Annotated in this window: 13 protein-coding genes; 6 read left to right on the top strand and 7 right to left on the bottom strand. The window is 40.8% G+C overall.

The window, feature by feature from the left end; translation table 11 throughout:
* The first annotated feature begins 56 nt into the window (after positions 1–56).
* From B2746_RS08585 to B2746_RS08565, 5 genes are all read left to right on the top strand, one after another.
* Complete coding sequence (locus B2746_RS08585; RefSeq protein ID WP_290792441.1) at positions 57–677, top strand: HD domain-containing protein; 621 nt, start codon at positions 57–59, stop codon at positions 675–677.
* Positions 677–3,430 carry a hypothetical protein gene (locus B2746_RS08580; RefSeq protein WP_290792440.1) on the top strand — a complete coding sequence of 918 codons (2,754 nt, stop codon included), beginning with the start codon at positions 677–679 and terminating at the stop codon, positions 3,428–3,430. The genes B2746_RS08585 and B2746_RS08580 overlap by 1 nt, the downstream gene beginning before the upstream one ends.
* Before the next feature lie 9 nt (positions 3,431–3,439).
* A complete protein-coding gene (locus B2746_RS08575) occupies positions 3,440–3,895 on the top strand; it encodes a Crp/Fnr family transcriptional regulator (protein WP_290792439.1) in 456 nt (151 codons plus the stop codon).
* Between the two features lie 206 nt (positions 3,896–4,101).
* Positions 4,102–9,699 (top strand): S8 family serine peptidase, encoded by a 5,598-nt coding sequence (locus B2746_RS08570; RefSeq protein WP_290792438.1) that lies wholly within the window; start codon positions 4,102–4,104, stop codon positions 9,697–9,699.
* A gap of 180 nt (positions 9,700–9,879) precedes the next feature.
* A complete protein-coding gene (locus B2746_RS08565) occupies positions 9,880–11,703 on the top strand; it encodes an adenylate/guanylate cyclase domain-containing protein (RefSeq protein WP_290792437.1) in 1,824 nt (607 codons plus the stop codon).
* Here the strand turns inward: B2746_RS08565 and B2746_RS08560 are convergent.
* The 6 genes from B2746_RS08560 to B2746_RS08535 form a co-directional block, all read right to left on the bottom strand.
* Positions 11,658–13,304 (bottom strand): vWA domain-containing protein, encoded by a 1,647-nt coding sequence (locus B2746_RS08560; protein WP_290792436.1) that lies wholly within the window; start codon positions 13,302–13,304, stop codon positions 11,658–11,660. The genes B2746_RS08565 and B2746_RS08560 overlap by 46 nt on opposite strands.
* A gap of 148 nt (positions 13,305–13,452) precedes the next feature.
* Entirely contained in the window at positions 13,453–13,998 is a 546-nt protein-coding gene (gene hpt / locus B2746_RS08555; protein WP_290792435.1) for a hypoxanthine phosphoribosyltransferase, read from the bottom strand.
* Between the two features lies 1 nt (position 13,999).
* Positions 14,000–15,208 (bottom strand): glucosaminidase domain-containing protein, encoded by a 1,209-nt coding sequence (locus B2746_RS08550; protein WP_290792434.1) that lies wholly within the window; start codon positions 15,206–15,208, stop codon positions 14,000–14,002.
* 3 nt (positions 15,209–15,211) lie between these two features.
* The gene (locus B2746_RS08545) at positions 15,212–15,853 is read right to left on the bottom strand and encodes an O-methyltransferase (RefSeq protein ID WP_290792433.1); all 642 of its coding nucleotides are present in this window, start codon (positions 15,851–15,853) and stop codon (positions 15,212–15,214) included.
* A 35-nt stretch (positions 15,854–15,888) separates the two neighbouring features.
* Positions 15,889–16,584 carry a TIGR00730 family Rossman fold protein gene (locus tag B2746_RS08540; protein WP_290792432.1) on the bottom strand — a complete coding sequence of 232 codons (696 nt, stop codon included), beginning with the start codon at positions 16,582–16,584 and terminating at the stop codon, positions 15,889–15,891.
* Between the two features lie 55 nt (positions 16,585–16,639).
* Positions 16,640–18,094, bottom strand: coding sequence for a sodium:solute symporter (locus B2746_RS08535; protein WP_290792431.1), 1,455 nt, complete (start codon positions 18,092–18,094; stop codon positions 16,640–16,642).
* Between the two features lie 66 nt (positions 18,095–18,160).
* Between B2746_RS08535 and B2746_RS08530 the strand changes: the two genes are divergently transcribed.
* Entirely contained in the window at positions 18,161–18,700 is a 540-nt protein-coding gene (locus tag B2746_RS08530) for a TIGR00730 family Rossman fold protein (protein ID WP_290792430.1), read from the top strand.
* A gap of 2 nt (positions 18,701–18,702) precedes the next feature.
* Here B2746_RS08530 and B2746_RS08525 read toward each other — a convergent pair whose 3' ends face one another.
* Positions 18,703–19,305: a hypothetical protein gene (locus B2746_RS08525; protein WP_290792429.1), complete on the bottom strand. Its 603-nt coding sequence runs from the start codon at positions 19,303–19,305 to the stop codon at positions 18,703–18,705.
* Positions 19,306–19,318 lie beyond the last annotated feature (13 nt).

Below are 19,318 nucleotides of genomic sequence, written 5' to 3'. Positions count from 1 at the left end.
TTTGTTATATTTCTACTGAATTACGATTGCTTCCCATTTTTTAAACAGGTTAACAAATGACGGAATCAGGCTTTAAAACCCTGGAGCGAATGATTATTCAGCGTCTTAAAAAGGGGCTGGATAAACGATTAACCTACCATAATCTGGAACATACACTGGATGTATTGAAACAGGCTGAGCGGATTGCAAATGAGGAAGGCATTGTTGATCAGGAACAATTATTACATATAAAGATTGCTGCACTTTACCATGATACCGGATTTCTGGACACTTACAAAGGGCATGAAAAACGTTCTTGTGAAATAATGCTGGAAGATTTGCAGGATGGTAAATTTTCCAAGGATGAACTTGATACCATTTGCGGAATGATAATGGCTACCAGAATTCCTCAAAAGCCCAATGGCATCCTGGAAGAAATTATCTGTGATGCGGATCTTGATTATCTTGGAAGAGAAGACTTTCCTCCGATCAGTCAATCTCTAATGAAAGAATTCCTGGAATATGGAATTATTATAAAAGCTGCAGAATGGGATCCAATTCAAATTGATTTTTTTGAGAAGCACCAATATTTTACGAAAAGTTCCCGATCTATCCGACAACCCGGAAAACTGGAGCACTTAAAACTGCTCAAAGAAAAACAGTCAATACTGAATCTAACTAAAAACAAAGACGGGTAATGAGATCCAACCGGTTTTGGTTGAACCTATTGAATATACAGAGGAGTGAATGGCCGATCGTAAAGCAATTATTCTGGCTGCAATTCTTCCAGGGGGCGGGAATTTCTTTCTTTTTTACGGCAGAATTTGCCCGTTTTCTTGAAAAATTTCCGGTACACGAACTTCCCTGGGTTATGGTATTATCTGCCTTTCTGCTCTGGCTGACAGGCTTTGCATATACTGTACTGGAACATCATATTCCATTTAAAAAATTCAATGAAGGAATCATTGTATTCATGGCAGGAACCATGTTATTGGTTCGGTTGGGCAGCACCTTTATTACGGATGATTGGCTCTATTATATTAGCCTGGCCTGGTTTTATGTATTATATCTGTTAAATAACCTGGAATTCTGGGGAATTGCATCCAGGTTATTTAATATTAGGCAAAGTAAGCGATTGTTTGGTGTTGTAAGTTCAGGAGATATCCCTGCCAAGTTTATTGGATACACGCTGGCGTTGGTTTTTGTGCCCTATACGGGAACGTTGAACCTCTTATTACTCGGAGTTGTCAGCATGCTGATTTCCATTCCATTTTACCGCTCCATTGCAAAATCTGAGCATGTTCATTTTGAGCATCACCATGAATCCCATGTGGTTCATCATTCAACGCATCCTATAAAAAATCTATACCAGACATTTATTGCAAGTAAAATAATCCGAAGAATTGCCATCATCTCTTTACTTGCAACAGCCTGTGTAATAATTGTGAATTATGGATTTTATGCGAAAATAAAAGAATCCTATAGAGACGATGTAGAGTTGGCGAAATTCATTGCCTTTTTTATGGCTGGATTACGCATTGCGGCACTCATAACAAAAACAATATTCACCAGTCGTTTAACAACCAATCTTGGAATACAAAAATCACTTTTTATAACTCCATTGGTACTGGTCGGATTAATCAGCATGATAATTGGCATTTCTTTTATTAATCCGGATGAACGATTTATTTTTTACATATTCGGCGCTTCCTCCATTGCTATTGATGTAATGCGAACAGCCATTAATTCGCCGGTATTACTGACCATTATGCAGCCAATGCCGATTCATGAAAGAATGCGGGCCCATAATATTATTAAGGGAATAATGGATCCTTTTGCAACGTTATTTTGCGGCATACTATTACTTGTTCTATTTCACATACAGCAAGAAATCAATTTACTTACACTCTGTAGTACGCTCCTTCTGCTGGCAGGTGGATGGCTTATTGGAATATTTTTTGTAAACAGAGAATATCTGCAAATGCTGGTCTCCACTATTTCCAGCAGGTATTTCAGTCAGGATGATTTTACCTTAAATGATCAGGAGACTCTACACAAAATAAAGGATAAAATACGATCCGGCACGGAACAGGAAGTTGTCAGTATTTTATCAATGGTTGCCAGCAAACAAAATCCTCTTTCCTTAGAGTTGTTATCTTTATTTCTGGACCACAATTCCGACGCGGTTAAAAAAGAAACAATCCGATTAATCAGTTCAAAGGGAATAAGAGCAATGAGAAAAGACCTGGAACAGGTACTTCAATCAGGAAATGTACCGGAAGTAACAAAGGAAGCAACATTTGCTGTATGCAAAATGGCGGAAAAAGTTTCCGAAATTTCATCTCTGGCTGCCGGCGCAGAAAGTCAGCTTCATTTTGCTGCATTAGCCGGAATGCTTGCAAATAATAGCAGAAGTATCCGATTTTCTGCTGAAGAAAAGATAGCAGGTATGCTTCGATCTGCAAATCATGCAGATAAAATAACCGCGTTAACCATTCTTCACTCTGTATCAGATGAATATGACCATCCACTGATTTCTATCTTTTTATCAGAAGAGAAAAACCCTGACCTTATAAAAAAGGCAATTTCAGTTGTAGGTAAAGCTGCCTCTGGAGAAACGCTTAAGAGTTGTTTGAATCTATTGCCACAATACGAAAAACAGGTAAAAAAGGCCTTACTAAAAGCTGGTAGCCATGCGGTAAATCAGATTGAAACGCATATTCAGGCAACAGGAATTTCCGGCAGACAATTGACAGAATTAATTGTAATAATTGGAAAAATTGGAGGAATTGCAGCAAGGTCCTTTCTGGAGAAAATGATAAGAGGAAAAAATACGGATCTGCCTGCAACAATTAAATCACTTTACAGATCTAAGTTCAAAGCTGATCATTCCAATCGAATCCATTTGGAAGAAGTTGCAAGGGGATATATTCAGTATGCCATTGAATTGGTTTTCATGCAACATACATTAATGAAAAAAAATCAGGCAGCCATTTTATTACACAATGCAATCGAAATTGAACTGACAGAAATCAGGGAATTGCTTCTTTGCCTTTTCGGATGTATGTATGAGAGGGAAAGTATACAGAAATCCAGGAATGCATTATTGGCAAACAAGAAGGAGACGATTGCAAATGCAATGGAAATAATTGAGGTAACTGTAAAAAAGGATCTTAGCAAATATTTTTGCCTCTTATTTGAAGAAAGCACTATTGAAGAACGTTGCAATGCATTACGTTCAGTTTATCGGGAAACTGAATTCACTGAAATCAGCTCAATAATGCAACGTATTCTGTCAGAGAAACCAATCCTTTATCAGGATTGGACAAAAGCCTGTTCACTATATGTCTCAAGAAAATACACCATCCCAATAGATACGGTTTATTACAATAAATTTTTAGGCGCAGATAATATTCTGCTGCAGGAGACTGCACAATTTGCAATAGCTTAAATCCCGAATATGAATCAGCGTACCAGTGACAGATTATTATTGATTGAAAAAGTTTTAATTCTTAAATCACTTTCCATTTTTCGGGATACACCGGAAAATATTCTTGCTGATCTCGCACCTCTGATGGAAGAAGAAGAATATGAAAAAGATACGCTGGTTTTCAAAGAAGGTGAAATCGGTGACTGCATGTTTATCATTTACAGGGGTACAATCCGGATTCACAAAGAAGCAACCATTTTGGCTGAATTAGGAGAAAAAGAAGTTTTCGGCGAATTATCTCTTCTGGATGCCGAAACAAGATCAGCTAGTGCAACCTGCGTTTCTGATTGCACTCTTTTCCGCATTAATCAGGAACCCTTTTATGAATTAATTGATACCCGGCCAGAAATTGCACGTGGCTTTATAAAGATTTTGTGTAAGCGATTAAGGGCACAAAATGAACGATCCGTTCAACGACCTAATTAATCAGGGAGAATGGGTATTTTTCCCCTTGTGAAACAGTTTTAATTATCCTACCTTACAGCTTCTTAATATCCCGCCAGGAAAACATTTCGAAATCCGCCCTTCCTCATTTTTCGATCAAACGTACCCCTAACTGTAGTATAACCCCATCACCGGAATCAGACAAATGTAGTATCCACTATAGCTGCCTGGTTTCAAAACGTTTGAGCATGAGAAAAAAGGAATGTAACCGAATAAATTGGTTGCAATTAACAGCTGTACTTGTTGTATTACTCAGTAGTACAACGCTCTTTTCCCAAACAAAACTCAATGATTATCTGCTTTTTAGCGGCCAGACTGGTTGTACCGGCTGTGGCATCGAACTGGGTTCGGCAACCAATATCCGAAGTGGTAGGGTCGGAGGTTATGGGCCGATAAAATCTACCGGCTCAGCAACGATCCAGGCTTCCCTGCATACAGATTCTTATATACAGTTAACCAACAGCAATACTATTATAGGTAATCTCAGTGCAGCAAATAAATCCGGAATCAGTACCTCCGTCAGTATTGGGTCTAATGCCCAAATCAGAGGCAATATTGATGGAAATGGATCCATTTCAATTGGAGGCGGATCCATTACAGGCAATATTACACATGCTATAGGAACAACCTATTCCGGCCCACAGCCATCAACCGGAGAGGTCCGTGAACAGGAGCCAGAACTTCCGGTACTTCCGGCTTTGCCGTCACTTACAAGTTTCCCTTCAACTACAGGTAATCCAATAACCAATACCGGAACTTATACACCAGGTACATATGGAAAGCTGGAACTCAATGGTAATAAAACCATCACCTTCAGCAGTCCGGGTACTTATTATTTAAAAAATATTCGGAACACCGGCAATTTCAACAAATTCATTTTTGATTTTGGAACAAATGCGACTGGAATTTTCCGCCTGATCATAGAGGGAGATGTGGATCTTGGCAAACTGGCTGTAGAAATTAGAGGAACAGGATCAGCTTCCCGAATATATGCAGAAGCACAGGGAAACGGATCCACCTCAAAAGACCGCAAAACAGCCTGGACCCAAAGTAATGGAAGTACTGGTGGAACCATATCCGAATGGATGGGAACCATTTATGTTCCTAATGGAAATGTAGCGATCGGATCAGGGTCCAGTGTTTCCAAAATTACAGGCGCTGTTTGGTCAGGGAAACAAATATTAATTGGAAGCAGTGTTGAGCTGAATCATGTTGCATTGGAAACCTGCCAGGAGCCGCCACTTGCAAATGCAGGGGCCAATACCACGCTTTCCTGTGCAGGAGCCCCCTCCACTATTTTAAAGGCTACCACTGATATTCAGAATGCTCAATTTTCCTGGACTAATGCAGCTGGTGTAGTACTGGGAAATGAGGCAGAATTATCCGTAAACACCATTGGTACTTATACCGTAACAATTACCAATCCGGCAAGTGGATGCAGCAGTTCGGATGCTGTATTGGTTGAAGACAATTCAGATGTATGTCCTTTGTATCAACCTCCAGCCAGTGGAAAAGTGGAAAAAATAATAGGTGCAGAACTTGATTTTCTTTTCAAAAATCCTGGAGCCGGTCCTAATTCAGATCAAATTTTTCTGATCCAGAACAATGGTGTTTATATTGAGATAATTGTTTACGAAGGTAAACGGGCCTATGTACAGGATTTACTAACGCAGCCGGGAAATCCCTATGGACTGGATGATTTAATTTCCAATGGCGTTAATTCACTCATAATAACGGGTAAACTCCCAATCAACAACCTTCAGAAACTCAACACATTTAATGAAGACAACAGACGTAGTCCGGATGAAAAACTCATTAATTTCTGCAGACCCGTTTATCCGGCTATTACCGGATTTGGACAAACTTCCAGCCAGGGAGATACATCTATTGCAACCAATCAGGTAAGAGAAGCCTACCAATTATCAGGTGCCGGTGTAAAAATCGGAGTTTTATCAGACAGCTATAATACAACCGGCTCTATACCCTTGAATCCTCCTGATGGCGGACCTGCAAAAACAGATGTGCAAAACGGAGATTTACCGGGCGAGGAGAACACGAACTTTCAAACGCCGGTAGAAGTACTTAAAGAATTTCCCTATGGACGAAGATCGGATGAAGGAAGGGCCATGTTGCAGATCATTCATGACCTTGCTCCTGGCGCTTCCCTTGCTTTTAGAACCGGATTTGTTAGTCCGGGTGATTTTGCCCAGGGTATCCTTGAACTACAATCTATTGCACAGTGTGATATAATGGTGGATGATATCACTTTTATTACCGAACCATTTTTTAAGGACGGCAAGGTAGCACAGGCAGTAGATATCGTATCTGCAGCTGGTGTAAGTTATTTTTCAGCAGCGGGCAATTATGGAAACAAATCCTATCAGAAAGAATTCAGACCCGTTGCGGCACCTTTAGGCATTATTGGGGAAGCACATGATTTCAGTGGCTCGGGTGATCAGTTTCAACGTTTGAAACTGATACCGGGAACCTATACCATTGTTTTACAATGGCAGGATGATGTGTATTCTATTGGACCGGAAGCACAGGGAACACAGCATGATTTTGATATTTATCTAACCAATGACAATGGTTCAACGCTCTTTGGATTTAATAGAAACAATATTGGTGGTGATCCAATTGAAGTGATGCCATTTTATACAGAGTCCAATACGTTTACGAATGTTTTGATTGTTAAAGCTGGTTCAGCACCTGGTGCAACAACCACACCTGTAAATCTGAAATATATTATTTTCCGGGGTGAAGCAACCATTGAAGAATATTTGGAAGGGAGTAGTACCATTGTTGGACAGGCGAATGCAGCAAGTGCTATGACGGTAGCTGCTGTACGGTATACAAAACCCGACAATAATAGCATACAGGGCCCAATAAATTCCGAACTATTTTCCTCCCTTGGAGGCACTCCTGTAAATGGAAGTTTACGCTCCAAGCCTGATTTTGGAGCACCAAATGGAGTGAATACTACGGTGCAATTGGGAATCAATGATTTTGACGGAGATGGTTTTATTAATTTCTTTGGAACATCTGCAGCTGCTCCGCATGCAGCTGCCTCTGCTGCCTTAGTGATGGAAGCAAGCAGAAAATTTATCAGTCCGGTTACACTTCAACCCGCAGCTCTAAAACAATTATTATCGAATACAGCATTGGATATTGATGAGGGTGGCTTCGATTCGAGATCAGGATATGGACTTATTCAACCTCTTTCTGCTATTGGAAGTTTTGCAGCACCAGTTCCGGTACTGGAAAGTATTACATATAATCAGGAGCCTGGCGCTCCTCTCCCAACCGAACCGGGATTTGAATTTTCTATTAATGGCACCTTTTTCCGACCTACCTCACAGGTATTATTCAGATCGGAGGAATTGGATGCATCTGCCTATACCATAGTAAACTCAACTACAATTTTAGTGAAGCCAGGCGCAGTTACAGGAAATCCAACAATACAGGTTTATACACCTCCTATAAGCTCCAATGGCACAGATGGTGGATTTTCCGAAATCATTCCGCTTTTCAATCTGGTTAAAAAGAATATCACAATTGAAATAGTAGATACAACAAAAAAATTCGGAGAGCCCGTTCCATTGGACAGGTTTAGGGCTTTGATATTTATTGATGGAACTCCAATAGAACAATTGGGAATTACTGCAGCAGAAATCGGACTGGATAACCTGCAGTTTAGTACCAATGCCACCCAGTTTTCACCCATTAATTCGCCCTATTTCATAAGAACAAAAATGAATCCGTTAAATCCGGAAAACCCGGATGACCTAGCTTTAATGGAACTCTACAATTATCCTTCCACCAATCCGGATGGAACATTTTTATCACCAGAAACCGGCGATGGAACATTAAGGGTTTTAAAACTCCCGGTGACCATACAAGTGCTAAACAAAAACCTGGAATATGGACAAAAAATTGCAGACTTTGAATATACGTACGCGCTGGTTGACGGAACGCATGTTATTCAGGCAAATCAACAACAGGCTGTATTGGATGCAGTTCGCACAACACACCAGGAATTCCTGATAAATGATGCAAGTGCTTTGGTAGATGGACAACAATTAAGCGGCGATGAACTGGCCGGATTGGAGGACCTTGGATTCCTGGTAAGCCTAAGAGGGATCGTCAGCCTGCGGGGAATTGTAAGTCTGCGAGGAATTGTGAGTGGTGTACCGATTTATGAAACAACTCAGGTATTAGACCTTGCACCGGGATCGATTACACAATATCTTGGGAATGAGCCGGAGATTACGATGGAATCAGCGGAGGGCATTTCCAACTTAAGAGGAATTGTAAGCCTACGGGGAATTGTAAGTTTACGTGGAATCGTTAGTCTGAGGGGAATTGTAAGTACCTTAACCAATGCTTCTGCCATTGTTTCCAATGAGGGATCCGGTGATGGAAATAAAAACAATATAGCCGTTATTATAGATGAGTCAGACATTGAGGAAGGGGAAGGAATTTTAGAAGCATATCGATCAATTGCCCTGATAACAGGACTTACTGCTGGCAAACATAAAATCATACCTGCTGCATTATTATCAGAAAATTATGAAGCTACTTATATGCCGGCAGAATTGACTATCAGTAAAGCCAGATTAACTATTGGAGTTTCTGATAAGACCTATCCATATGGCACGGTTGATAACGCCTATGATACTACCGTTCAGTGGTTACAGTTTGACGACCAGCTGTCTGATGTGCTGACTGGTGAACTTGGGTTTACGGTACTGGATGCAAACCAACAAACTATAACAGGTTTGGTACCTGGTGGCAATTTCACCGTTGTACCTTCCGGTATAACAGTAAGGGAGCCTTCCAATTATGAATTGGTGGTTGACCCTGGTAATCTGACTGTACTTGCATTAACTGTTCGTGTTGATCCGGATAGCATTATCATAAAGGAAGGAGCTGCCCTACCCACCTATACATATAAGCTGAAGGGATTAAATGCAAATGATCTTCAAAATCTGCAGAATTTACAAATTCAGCCGCCGGTATTTGGAAGTAGTTACATTGCAGGTGGCACCCCTGGCATTTATAAAATTTCCGTTCTGTCGCCAATGGTCTTATCATCGCCATCGAGTTTCACTGTGCTTTATGAAGAAGATTCGCTTTATGTAAATCCATTCAGTAATTCAACCAAAAAAATCAAACCGATACTTAAATGTGTTGAGTTATTAAGAAATCCGGTAAATGGATTTAATTATAAGGCCAATTTTGCATATGAAAATGCGAACGCCTATCCTATTTATATTCCAATAGGAGAAGATAATACCATACTTGCCACAGGTAATTACAGCGGGCAGCAACCTACTTTGTTCATGCCGGGCGGAGGTAGTTTTGAAATTTACTTTGATGGAACGAAATTAACATGGATCGTTTATAGCTTTGAAGTAAATCAAAAAGCATCCGCTACCAGCGAAGCCAGTTCAAGTTCCTCAAAATGTAATGGGAAGGGTAAATCAGAAACAAATAATGAACTCGGTATGGCACCGGTTGATGACCATTCCGTTTTAGTTAACCGTGTTTATCCTAATCCGGCCACCCAGACATTAAATATTGAACTGGATATTGATGAATCGATAACTGCAAGGCAGGTAATTATCATTCACATGAGTGGTCAAAATCAACCAATCAGTACTCTCCATCAGTTGAGTCAAAACAAATGGCAACTTGGAATTAGTCACCTGCCCCCAGGGCAATATCTGATTAGTATCCAGTTGAAAAACACACGAAAAAATTTCAGATTTACAAAACTAAAATAGTCCTGTGACCAGAAACAAAATTGCATGATAGTAAACGGTAAACTTAGAAAAACAATAAAACTACCATACCTGTTACAACTGCTGCCGCTTCTGCTGATTCTTCAAATAGCAGGAGGGCAGCAGCCTGTTTTATCTGACTCTGGCAAAGTTGAGACATTGTTAAACCAAAGTCGTGAATTCATGAGTACATCAGCAGACTCAGCTTTTGAATATGCTCAACGGGCGGTAGAACATTCTGCTAAGACAGGATACAAAAGCGGACAAGCGCTGTCTGTTAAGACACTGGGGAATATCAGGTATGTACAGGGAAATTATATTGAAGCTATCCAATACTGGCAGGAATCGCTTAACCTGTATGATACTATTGGGGACAAAACAGGTGTATCTACCATTCTAAGCAATATTGGAGTGGTTTATTATAATCAGGGAGATAAAATTAAAGCACTTGATTATTATCTGCGATCATTAAAGGTAGCAGAAGAGAATAAACTAAAACTTCGCGAAGCCATTGCATTGAATAATCTGGGAACAGTATACCACGATAATCCGGAAACACATGACAAAGCGCTTGATTATTTCATTAAAGCGTTGCCCATGTTGGAAGAACTGGGTGACAGGGATGCATTTGGCACAACAGCTACCAATCTGGGTGAAATTTATACCGCTCGAAATGATGAAAAAACCGCGCTGCTTTATTTCGAAAAAGCATTGAAAGCATTTGAAGACAGCATCAGCATGTCTTACACCCTGAACAAAATGGGCAATCTGTATTTTCAGAAAAAAAATCCGGAGAAGGCGATCCAATACCATTTGCAGGCTTATAATATGACGCTTAAGCTGGATGCCAAACTGGAAATGGCGGAATCATTAATTGGTCTGGCAGATGCTTATCGGGAACAGGGATTTTTGAAAACAGCCATTTCAACTTATTTACAGGCTGAAGCATTTGCAAGAGAAACGAACTCCTTTGCGCAATTGGAAAAGTTATATAACGGCCTGGCAATTACCTATAAACAGGAAGAGGACTTCCCCAATGCATTAAAGTATCAAAATCTCTATTCTAGTGTAAAAGATTCCCTCTACAATTCTGCTTCCGATCAGAAATTATCAAGACTCATTTTCAATTTTGAAATTGAGAAAAAAGAAAATGAAATTGATCTTCTGACAAAGGATAAGGCGTTAAAAGAACTGGAAATAGCCCGCCAGAAGTTTGCAAAAAACGCCTCACTTATTGGCCTGTTATTAATCATTGCAATAGCTGTAATTTTATACCGTAACTACCGGATGAAAGCTAAAACAAATGCCATACTGGATAAAAAGAATGAAGAAATTGAACGACTGCTGTTGAATATTCTTCCTGCTGAAGTGGCCAATGAATTAAAGACGGAAGGTATGGCAACGCCAAAATACTTTGAGCAGGCATCTGTACTCTTTACTGATTTCAAAAGTTTTACAAAAATGGCGGATGTATTATCGCCACAGGAACTGGTTGCAGAACTGAATGAATGTTTTATGGCATTTGATGATATCATGTCAGCACATAAACTGGAAAAAATCAAGACCATCGGCGATTCCTATATGTGCGCAGGAGGAATTCCCACGCCTGATCCTGACCATGTAAAAAATATTGTAAATGCGGCATTTGATATTATCCGGTATATGGATAAGTGGAATAAAAAAAGGGCAGAAAAGCAGCAGGCACCATGGGAGCTGCGGATTGGAATTCATGTTGGACCAGTGGTAGCAGGTGTGGTTGGTAAAACCAAGTATGCGTATGATATCTGGGGCAGTACGGTGAATATTGCAAGCAGAATGGAAAGCAATGGAGAACCCGGACAGGTTAATGTATCAGAAAATGTATATGATATGATAAAAGGGGAATATCCCTGCACTTACAGAGGTAAAATAACGGCAAAAAATATAGGTGAAATTGACATGTATTTTGTTCACCAGCCGGATTACCAGAACAAGTTCGCTTTAAGCTTGGAAGCCTTGCCTTTGTAATAGATTTTTTTCGCTTTTTCAACTAATCCGATTAATTCCTGCTGCATCAGGTTCTCGGATTTTGAAATTGGCTGAATTATGGTAAGTACATCCTGCAGGTTGGCCGGTTTAACAAAGCGGGATTCTTTGAGTACAGAACCAAACAAGGTAATACCGGCGGCCATCCTATAGGTTTCAGGAAGGATTTGGAATGCATTGATTTTACTATTGTTGACCGTCCTCGTCATTTTATGCCGGATAGAATCTTTAGGTAATTTATAGCTGAGTTCGATAGTGGCGAGGGCTGCAGAAGAATCGTATTTCTCCACCGGAGTCAATTCAAAAATCGCCATCAGGGTATGCCCTGTTCCTACCTCTCCTCCTTCCAACAGACCTTCTCCATCACCGGATAAGGCACTGAATTTATTATCAAACCCGATAAGCCGGTAATGCTTGACATTGGTTGGAAAAAAACTTACATGCAGTAAAGCATCGTCTGCAATAGAATACATGGTTTGTGTCAATTCCTTTACCAGCACTTTTTCAGCTTCTTTTTCATTGTCGAGATAGGCAAAATTTCCGTTTCCTTTTTTGGCAAGTACTTCCAGTTTGGAGTCTTTATAATTTCCCATTCCCACACCCAGACAGGTAAGATAAATTCCTTTCTGTCTTTGCTGAACAATCATACGCTCCAATGCTTCTTCGGATGTTTCACCAACGTTAAAATCTCCATCAGTTGCCAATACTACTCTGTTATTACCATTTGGGATAAACGTACTCTCAGCTAGTCGATAGGCAGCCAGAATGCCTGATTCACCTGCTGTTGATCCACCCGGACTTAACTCTTCAATTGATTTATGAATTTTCTCTTTTTCGCTACCGGAAGTTGGCTGTAACCAGACACCAACAGTGCCCCCATACACTACAATTGAAATGGTATCTACCGGTCGCAGGTTATCCACCATTAATTTAAACGCACTTTTTAGCAAGGGCAGGCGATTGGGCATATCCATGGAGCCTGAAACATCAATAAGAAATACCAGATTGCTGGGAGGTATTTGAGAAAAATCAAGTTTTCGGGCACTGATCTTAACGTAAAACAACTGATTGGCTGGTTTCCAGGGACATTCCGACAAGTTGGTTCGGATATGAAAATCCTCACCAGGTTCAGGTGTTTCATGTTCAAGGGTAAAATAATTGAGCATCTCTTCAATCCGAACTGCATCCGGAGGAACGGTACTTCCCATATTCAGAAATCTCCTGATATTACTATAAGAAGCCTTGTCTGTATTGATGGCAAAATCTATGGTAGGAAATTTTCCCGCATCCATGTAATCGTTTTCGCGCAGGCTTGAATAGGTTTCTCCACCCACAGAAAAACGAGCCAGTTCAGCTGGTTTAAGGTCGCGGGTAATCGACATCAGTCTTTTTTCCGGCTGAGAGGCTTTTTTGACCAGCAGCGGCAGGACAAACGTATTTTCCCTGACACTTTTCATCAAAAAAGTACAGACTTTATATCCATCCAAACTAAGTGTTACGGAATCTTCTGCTTTTGCAGATGTAATACCAAAGCCACCGGAAGTACCGGAATAATAGAGATAGCCGGTAGAATGCATCGTCATTTTTACATTCGGAAGCGGTTTTTGGGTTTCATCCCGAATTTCGCCTCGAAAATAATACTGGCAATCTGCATGGAACCCAGCCAGAACAAGGAATAATATGGCAACTACAGTTTTCAGGACGGGGTAGTTTCATGCCGAAAGTTAGGTTTTATTCAGCACCTTCTTTTAACTTGTAAATCTCCGGAATATTGCGTCCGAGGCCATCATAATCTAATCCATACCCCAAAACAAACTTGTCCGGGATACTAAAACCCAGGTACTTGACAGGTACCGGGTAGCGGGTAGCCTCCGGTTTATGCAGCAATACTGCTAATTCGAGAGAGGCCGGTTGCTGGTGCCGGAGTTGGGGTAAAAACTCATTCAGGGTTTTACCGGTGTCAACAATATCTTCCAAAATAATAACATGACGATCATGTATATCTGTATCTAGACCAATTGCTGTGATAACCTGGCCAGTAGACTTTGTTCCTTTATAGGAGGCCAGCTTTATAAAACAGATTTCAGCTTCAATATGAATGGCCTTAAATAAATCAGATGAAAACATGAAGGAACCATTGAGAATTGCAATAAAAAGCGGCTTTTTACCAGCATAATCGCGATTTATTTCGGCAGCCAGGCGTTGAACCTGGCCATTGATTTCACTGGCTGTTAAATAAGGTTCAAATAGTTTATCTTTTACCTGTATTGCAGACATATCAATTCCTGTAAATGAGTAATTGCTGACCTTTGCGAAGTCCTGATCCACTCAGGCGATTCCAATCTTTCAACTGTTCGATACTCACCCCATATTTTTTACTGATTCCGAACAGCGTTTCTTTATCCCGTACGGTATGCTTAACAGCTTTGGCTGAAAGAGATGTTTGTTGCACATAGGATTCTGCAGGAGCCGGCGTATATACGGTTTCAGTTTTCGTAATTGGGCGTTTTGCCCCGGCCAGTAATGGCTGCCTGGGTGATTTTTCTTTCAGATAAAGCCGCTCTCCTTCTGCCGGTTCCATACCAGGCTGAAGTTGGTTCAGTTCAAGCAGGGAACCGTATCGAATTCCTTCTGCCTGAGCAATATCATACAGATTTTCATCACCTGATACGATATGGAAGAGTCCGGCACCTGTTTTGCGTTTACGTTGCAGGAAAATCAGCTGATCATCCATCAGCAAATCACCTTCACCGGGCGTGATATCATTAAAATCAAGCAGGCGCGATAAAGAAATCCGGTGTTCATCTGCCAATGCCAGCAAACTGCTGCCGGCTTTTGTATACACAACTTTTGTATCATTAATTTCAAAAACGCCTGAAGGATAATTGGTAATTACCGGCGGACCGGAAATTATTATTTCTGATTCTGCAGGAGGTCGAATACCTACCAGTAAATCAGAGGTTGGTGCCTTTTTGCCCAATGCAACCAGGGTATAATCCTGCAAATTATAGGTCTCGATCAGGCGAATCAGTAATTGAGAATATTTTATGTTGGTTGCATAGCCTGCTTTTTTCAGACCAAATGCCCATGCTTCATAATCAGTTGGATCCAGTTTAAACAGGAAAGAATACCGCTGGTTAGTTCGCAAAAAATCGGAATGATCACGGTAGGATTGCGCTGCTTCGCCATAACTTCTGAAACATTCACCGGCGGCATCATCATCATGATAAACTTTTGCTCCGGTCCAGCTTGTTTTACACTTGATTCCAAAATGATTATTGGATCGAAGAACCAGATCACTTCTTCCCGCTTCGGTTTCATGGATCCCCTGCGCCAGCTTGATGGAAGCCGGTACGCCGGTTCGCAACATTTCATCAACAGCCAACTGCTTATATTGCTGAATATAAGCCAGTACGGCTGGATTCTGCTGTGCAGTTAATTTTGACAGCATCAATATGGTCAGAAGCAACAGGATTGGATGTTTCATGCTTTAGTTTTTCCGGATTAATAAAAGTCCGTCCCTCAGTGTCAGCAGGCTGGTATCAACTCTTTTATCGGCCTTTACATGTTCATTGAATGCATGAATGGCTTTCGCATTTTTCCCGGTTATCTCCGATTCCAGTACCTGTCCGTGAAAGAGAACATTATCCGCCAATATCAGGCCACCTTTGCGTAAACGGGGCAGTACCAGTTCATAGTATTCAAGGTAGCCGGTTTTGTCTGCATCAATAAATACAAGGTCCCAGGTAAATGGAAGTTGCGGTATGATCCCGGCAGCCTCACCCAGATGCAGGCGGATTTGATCACCATAAACCGATCGCTTAAAAAACTTCTCAGCTGTTGAGGCATCTTCCTTTCTGATTTCGATGGTGTGTAAGCTGCCTGAAGCCTGGAGACCTTCGGCCAGACAGAGGGCACTGTATCCTGTGAATGTGCCAATCTCCAAAATATAGGCTGGTTGCAGCAGGCGGCTGATCATGGAAAGAAAACGTCCCTGCAATCGTCCGCTCAGCATATGTGCATGCGGATGATTCGCCTGGGTGAATGCGTTGATTTCCGCCAAAAGAGGCGGCTCATCAGAGCTGTATCGCTCTGCATAAAGATTTATCTGCTCGTCTATCAGATCCTGCAATGGGGGACAATTTGTGCAAAAATAGGTCCAAATTATTAGAAATTAGGCTGAAGCGGATGTTTACTGTAGAAATGAAGTACATGTTCTGCCACTTCATCTGCTGTATCAACTATTTTAAGCAGCTCCATATCTTCCGGGGAAATATATCCTTCCGTCAGCATGGTGTTTTGCAACCATTGCATTAGTCCGGTCCAGTAGGCAGTACCAACCAGGATCAATGGAACCTGAAGCATTTTTCCCGTTTGGATGAGGGTAGCAACTTCGAAAAACTCATCCATGGTACCAAATCCTCCGGGCATCATTACAAATCCCTGGGAATATTTGGTAAACATGGTTTTGCGAACAAAGAAGTATTCAAAATTCAGATTAGCATCCCGATCGATATAAGGGTTGGCATGTTGTTCAAAAGGAAGTTCGATATTTAATCCCACTGATTTTCCTCCGCCAAGCTGGGCACCCTTGTTGGCCGCTTCCATGATACCTGGACCGCCGCCGGAAATTATCCCAAATCCATCTTCAGCAAGGCGCTTTGCAACATCCACCGTTAATTCATAGGCCGGATGTCCGGGTTCGGTTCTGGCGGAACCAAAGATGGAGATACAGGGACCAAGTTTGGCCAGTGCTTCAAATCCATCAACAAATTCAGCCATTATCTTGAAAATCTGCCAGCTTGAATGTGCTTTTGACTCACTCCAACGCCTCTGTTTGGTCATTTTGATCGTGTCGTTCATAATTGTATGGCATCGTATGTTTACCTTACAAGAACGTAGATTTTCCTGGTTTAGTTTATGCCAGTGCCGGTTTTTTGGATATGATTAACAGGCCGAGGAAGGTGATCAGACCATTGATAAGCAATAGTTCAATTCCAATCTGATAACCGCCGAATAATTGATCTGCATTCTGACTGATGAAATAGCTGATTACGGGGGATATTAAACAGATCAGGGTTACAGCAAACGTATCGGCGAATTTTCTTTTTGTCAATATCCCAAAAGAAAAGAGACCTAATAACGGACCATAAGTATAGCCTGCAAGGTCCAGAATAACCCCGATGATGGATTTATTATCGATCCATTTAAATATCAGAATACATAACATGAATACAATAGTGAAACTAAGGTGCACCGTCATGCGGATACGTTTCTGACTTTTTTCATTAAGTGTTGGATTACGTTTGATTCCCAGCATATCAATGCAAAAGGAAGACGTCAGGGCTGTTAATGCACCGTCTGCACTGGGGAACAACGCAGAAATTAATGCAATTATAAAGATGACTGCTGTTATCGGTGGCAGGTAAGTAAGTGCTACTGTTGGAAACAGATCATCACCGGTAACACTCAATCCTTTTTGTGCAGCAAAAATATAAAGTAATCCGCCCAGAAGAAGGAAAAGAAAATTCACAAATACTATAATCACACTGAAGGTCATTATATTTTTCTGGGAGTCTTTCAGTGTTTTTACAGATATGTTTTTCTGCATCATTTCCTGATCAAGTCCGGTCATGGCTATCGTAATAAAAGCACCACCTAAGATCTGTTTAAGAAAAAAACCTTTGCTGTTGACATCCATATTGAATACATTGGTATATCCTTTGACAGAGAGGGCTGTCATGGTTTCCCCAAAGTTCATACCGAGGTTATTCATGATATAGATAACGCAAACAACCAGACCGAGTAACATAAAACTTGTTTGCAGGGTGTCTGTGTATACGATGGTTTTAACCCCTCCTTCAAACGTATAAAGCAGGATCATAAGCAGAATAATCAGGGAAGTGACCACAAAAGGGATACCCAGGTCATCCAGAATAAAAAGCTGCAATACATTTATGACGAGGTAAAGCCTTGCGGTAGCTCCGATGGTTCTCGAAATGATAAAAAACAAAGCTCCTGTTTTATAAGCGGTGAAGCCAAATCGTTGTTGCAGATAATTGTAAATGGAAGTAAGGTTCATTTTGTAATAAATGGGCAGTAATACATATGCTATTACTATATACCCAAGCAAATAACCGATAACCACCTGCATATAAGAAAAAGCGCTGGTTTCCACCGTACCGGGAACCGAAACAAAGGTTACGCCGCTCAACGAAGTACCAATCATGCCAAAAGCCACCAGCATCCAGTTGGAATTTTTATTTCCGATGAAAAAACTTTCATTATTGGAATTTCTGGAAGTGATATAGGCAACAACAAGCAAAACAGCGAAATATGCGATCACAAACGTGAAAAGCAGGGTGGAAGACATGCGCTAAAGATTTTATAAAATTGTCACAATGTAAATAGGAATACGCGTACTTTGACACAATTAACTATGAATATAAAAGCTATTGCTGTTTTTTGCGGATCGCAAGCCGGGACTAACCCGGTATTTGCCAAACACACAGCAGAACTGGGCAAATTATTAGCTATGCTCCAGATAAAACTGGTTTATGGCGGAGGCAAAAAGGGATTAATGGGAGTAATTGCCGATTCGGTTCTTGCGAATGGAGGTGAAGTAATGGGTGTTATTCCGAAGGTCTTAACTGAATGGGAACAACAGCATGATGGCATAACAGAATTGGCAGTTGTTCCTGATATGCATACCCGTAAACGGATGATGTATGAAATGAGTGATGCTGCCATCATTCTTCCGGGTGGATTCGGTACTATGGACGAATTCTTTGAAATGCTAACCTGGAATCAGTTAAAAATTCATGATAAGAAAATTTACCTGTTAAATTCCGGTAGTTATTTCCAGCACCTGATTTTGTTTATGCGGCAGGCAGAGAAAGAACAATTCTTATATGAACCGCTGGAAGAACGAATTATTGTATGTGATAATCCGGTTGAATTATTTAATAAGATTCAGTAATCCTATAATCCCATGTTGAAACCGACCGAAAGGAATATATTTTTCCCGTAAGGTGTGCTTGGGTTTGGGTAATAATCACTTTTATTCAGCAAATCATACTGGGCCATTATAATGAACCCTCCTACCCCACCTGCAGGTAAAAAGGCACCCGCACCAGCTAATAAAGAGGGGAGAATTTTGCCGTTTAGAGATGTTTTAGTTTCCTGGGGATTATAATCAATATGGCTTCCCCAGATATAATTCATTTCAGGCTGTAGCTGAATAAAACCCTGTTTAATTGGATAGAGTCGTCCGAAAACGTTCATACCTGCAACACCATACCTGTCTTTTGATTGGATTTCACCTCCAAATCTGTATTTGGTTTGGGAAAACTGTCCGTTAATGCCGATTCCAGCTGCAAAAAAATCATTGAATCGGTATCCAATTTGTGGTGATACGTTTATAAACGTAAAGTTTCCAAAGCTGAGGCCAAAATTCCCCCCTACAAAGAGCCGGCTTCTGTCAAAGCCTTTTGGTCCTTCTTCAGTTTCGCTATCATCCTGAGCAATTACGGATACAATCAATAAGCACTGGCAGATGAATGCCAACAGAATTCTTTTCATCATGGTGCAAATTTAC

The organism is Flavihumibacter sp. UBA7668 (assembly GCF_002483205.1).
GTDB lineage: Bacteria > Bacteroidota > Bacteroidia > Chitinophagales > Chitinophagaceae > Flavihumibacter.
The sequence above is the reverse complement of the archived record's forward strand: the minus strand, read 5'-3'. Positions and strand labels throughout refer to the sequence as shown.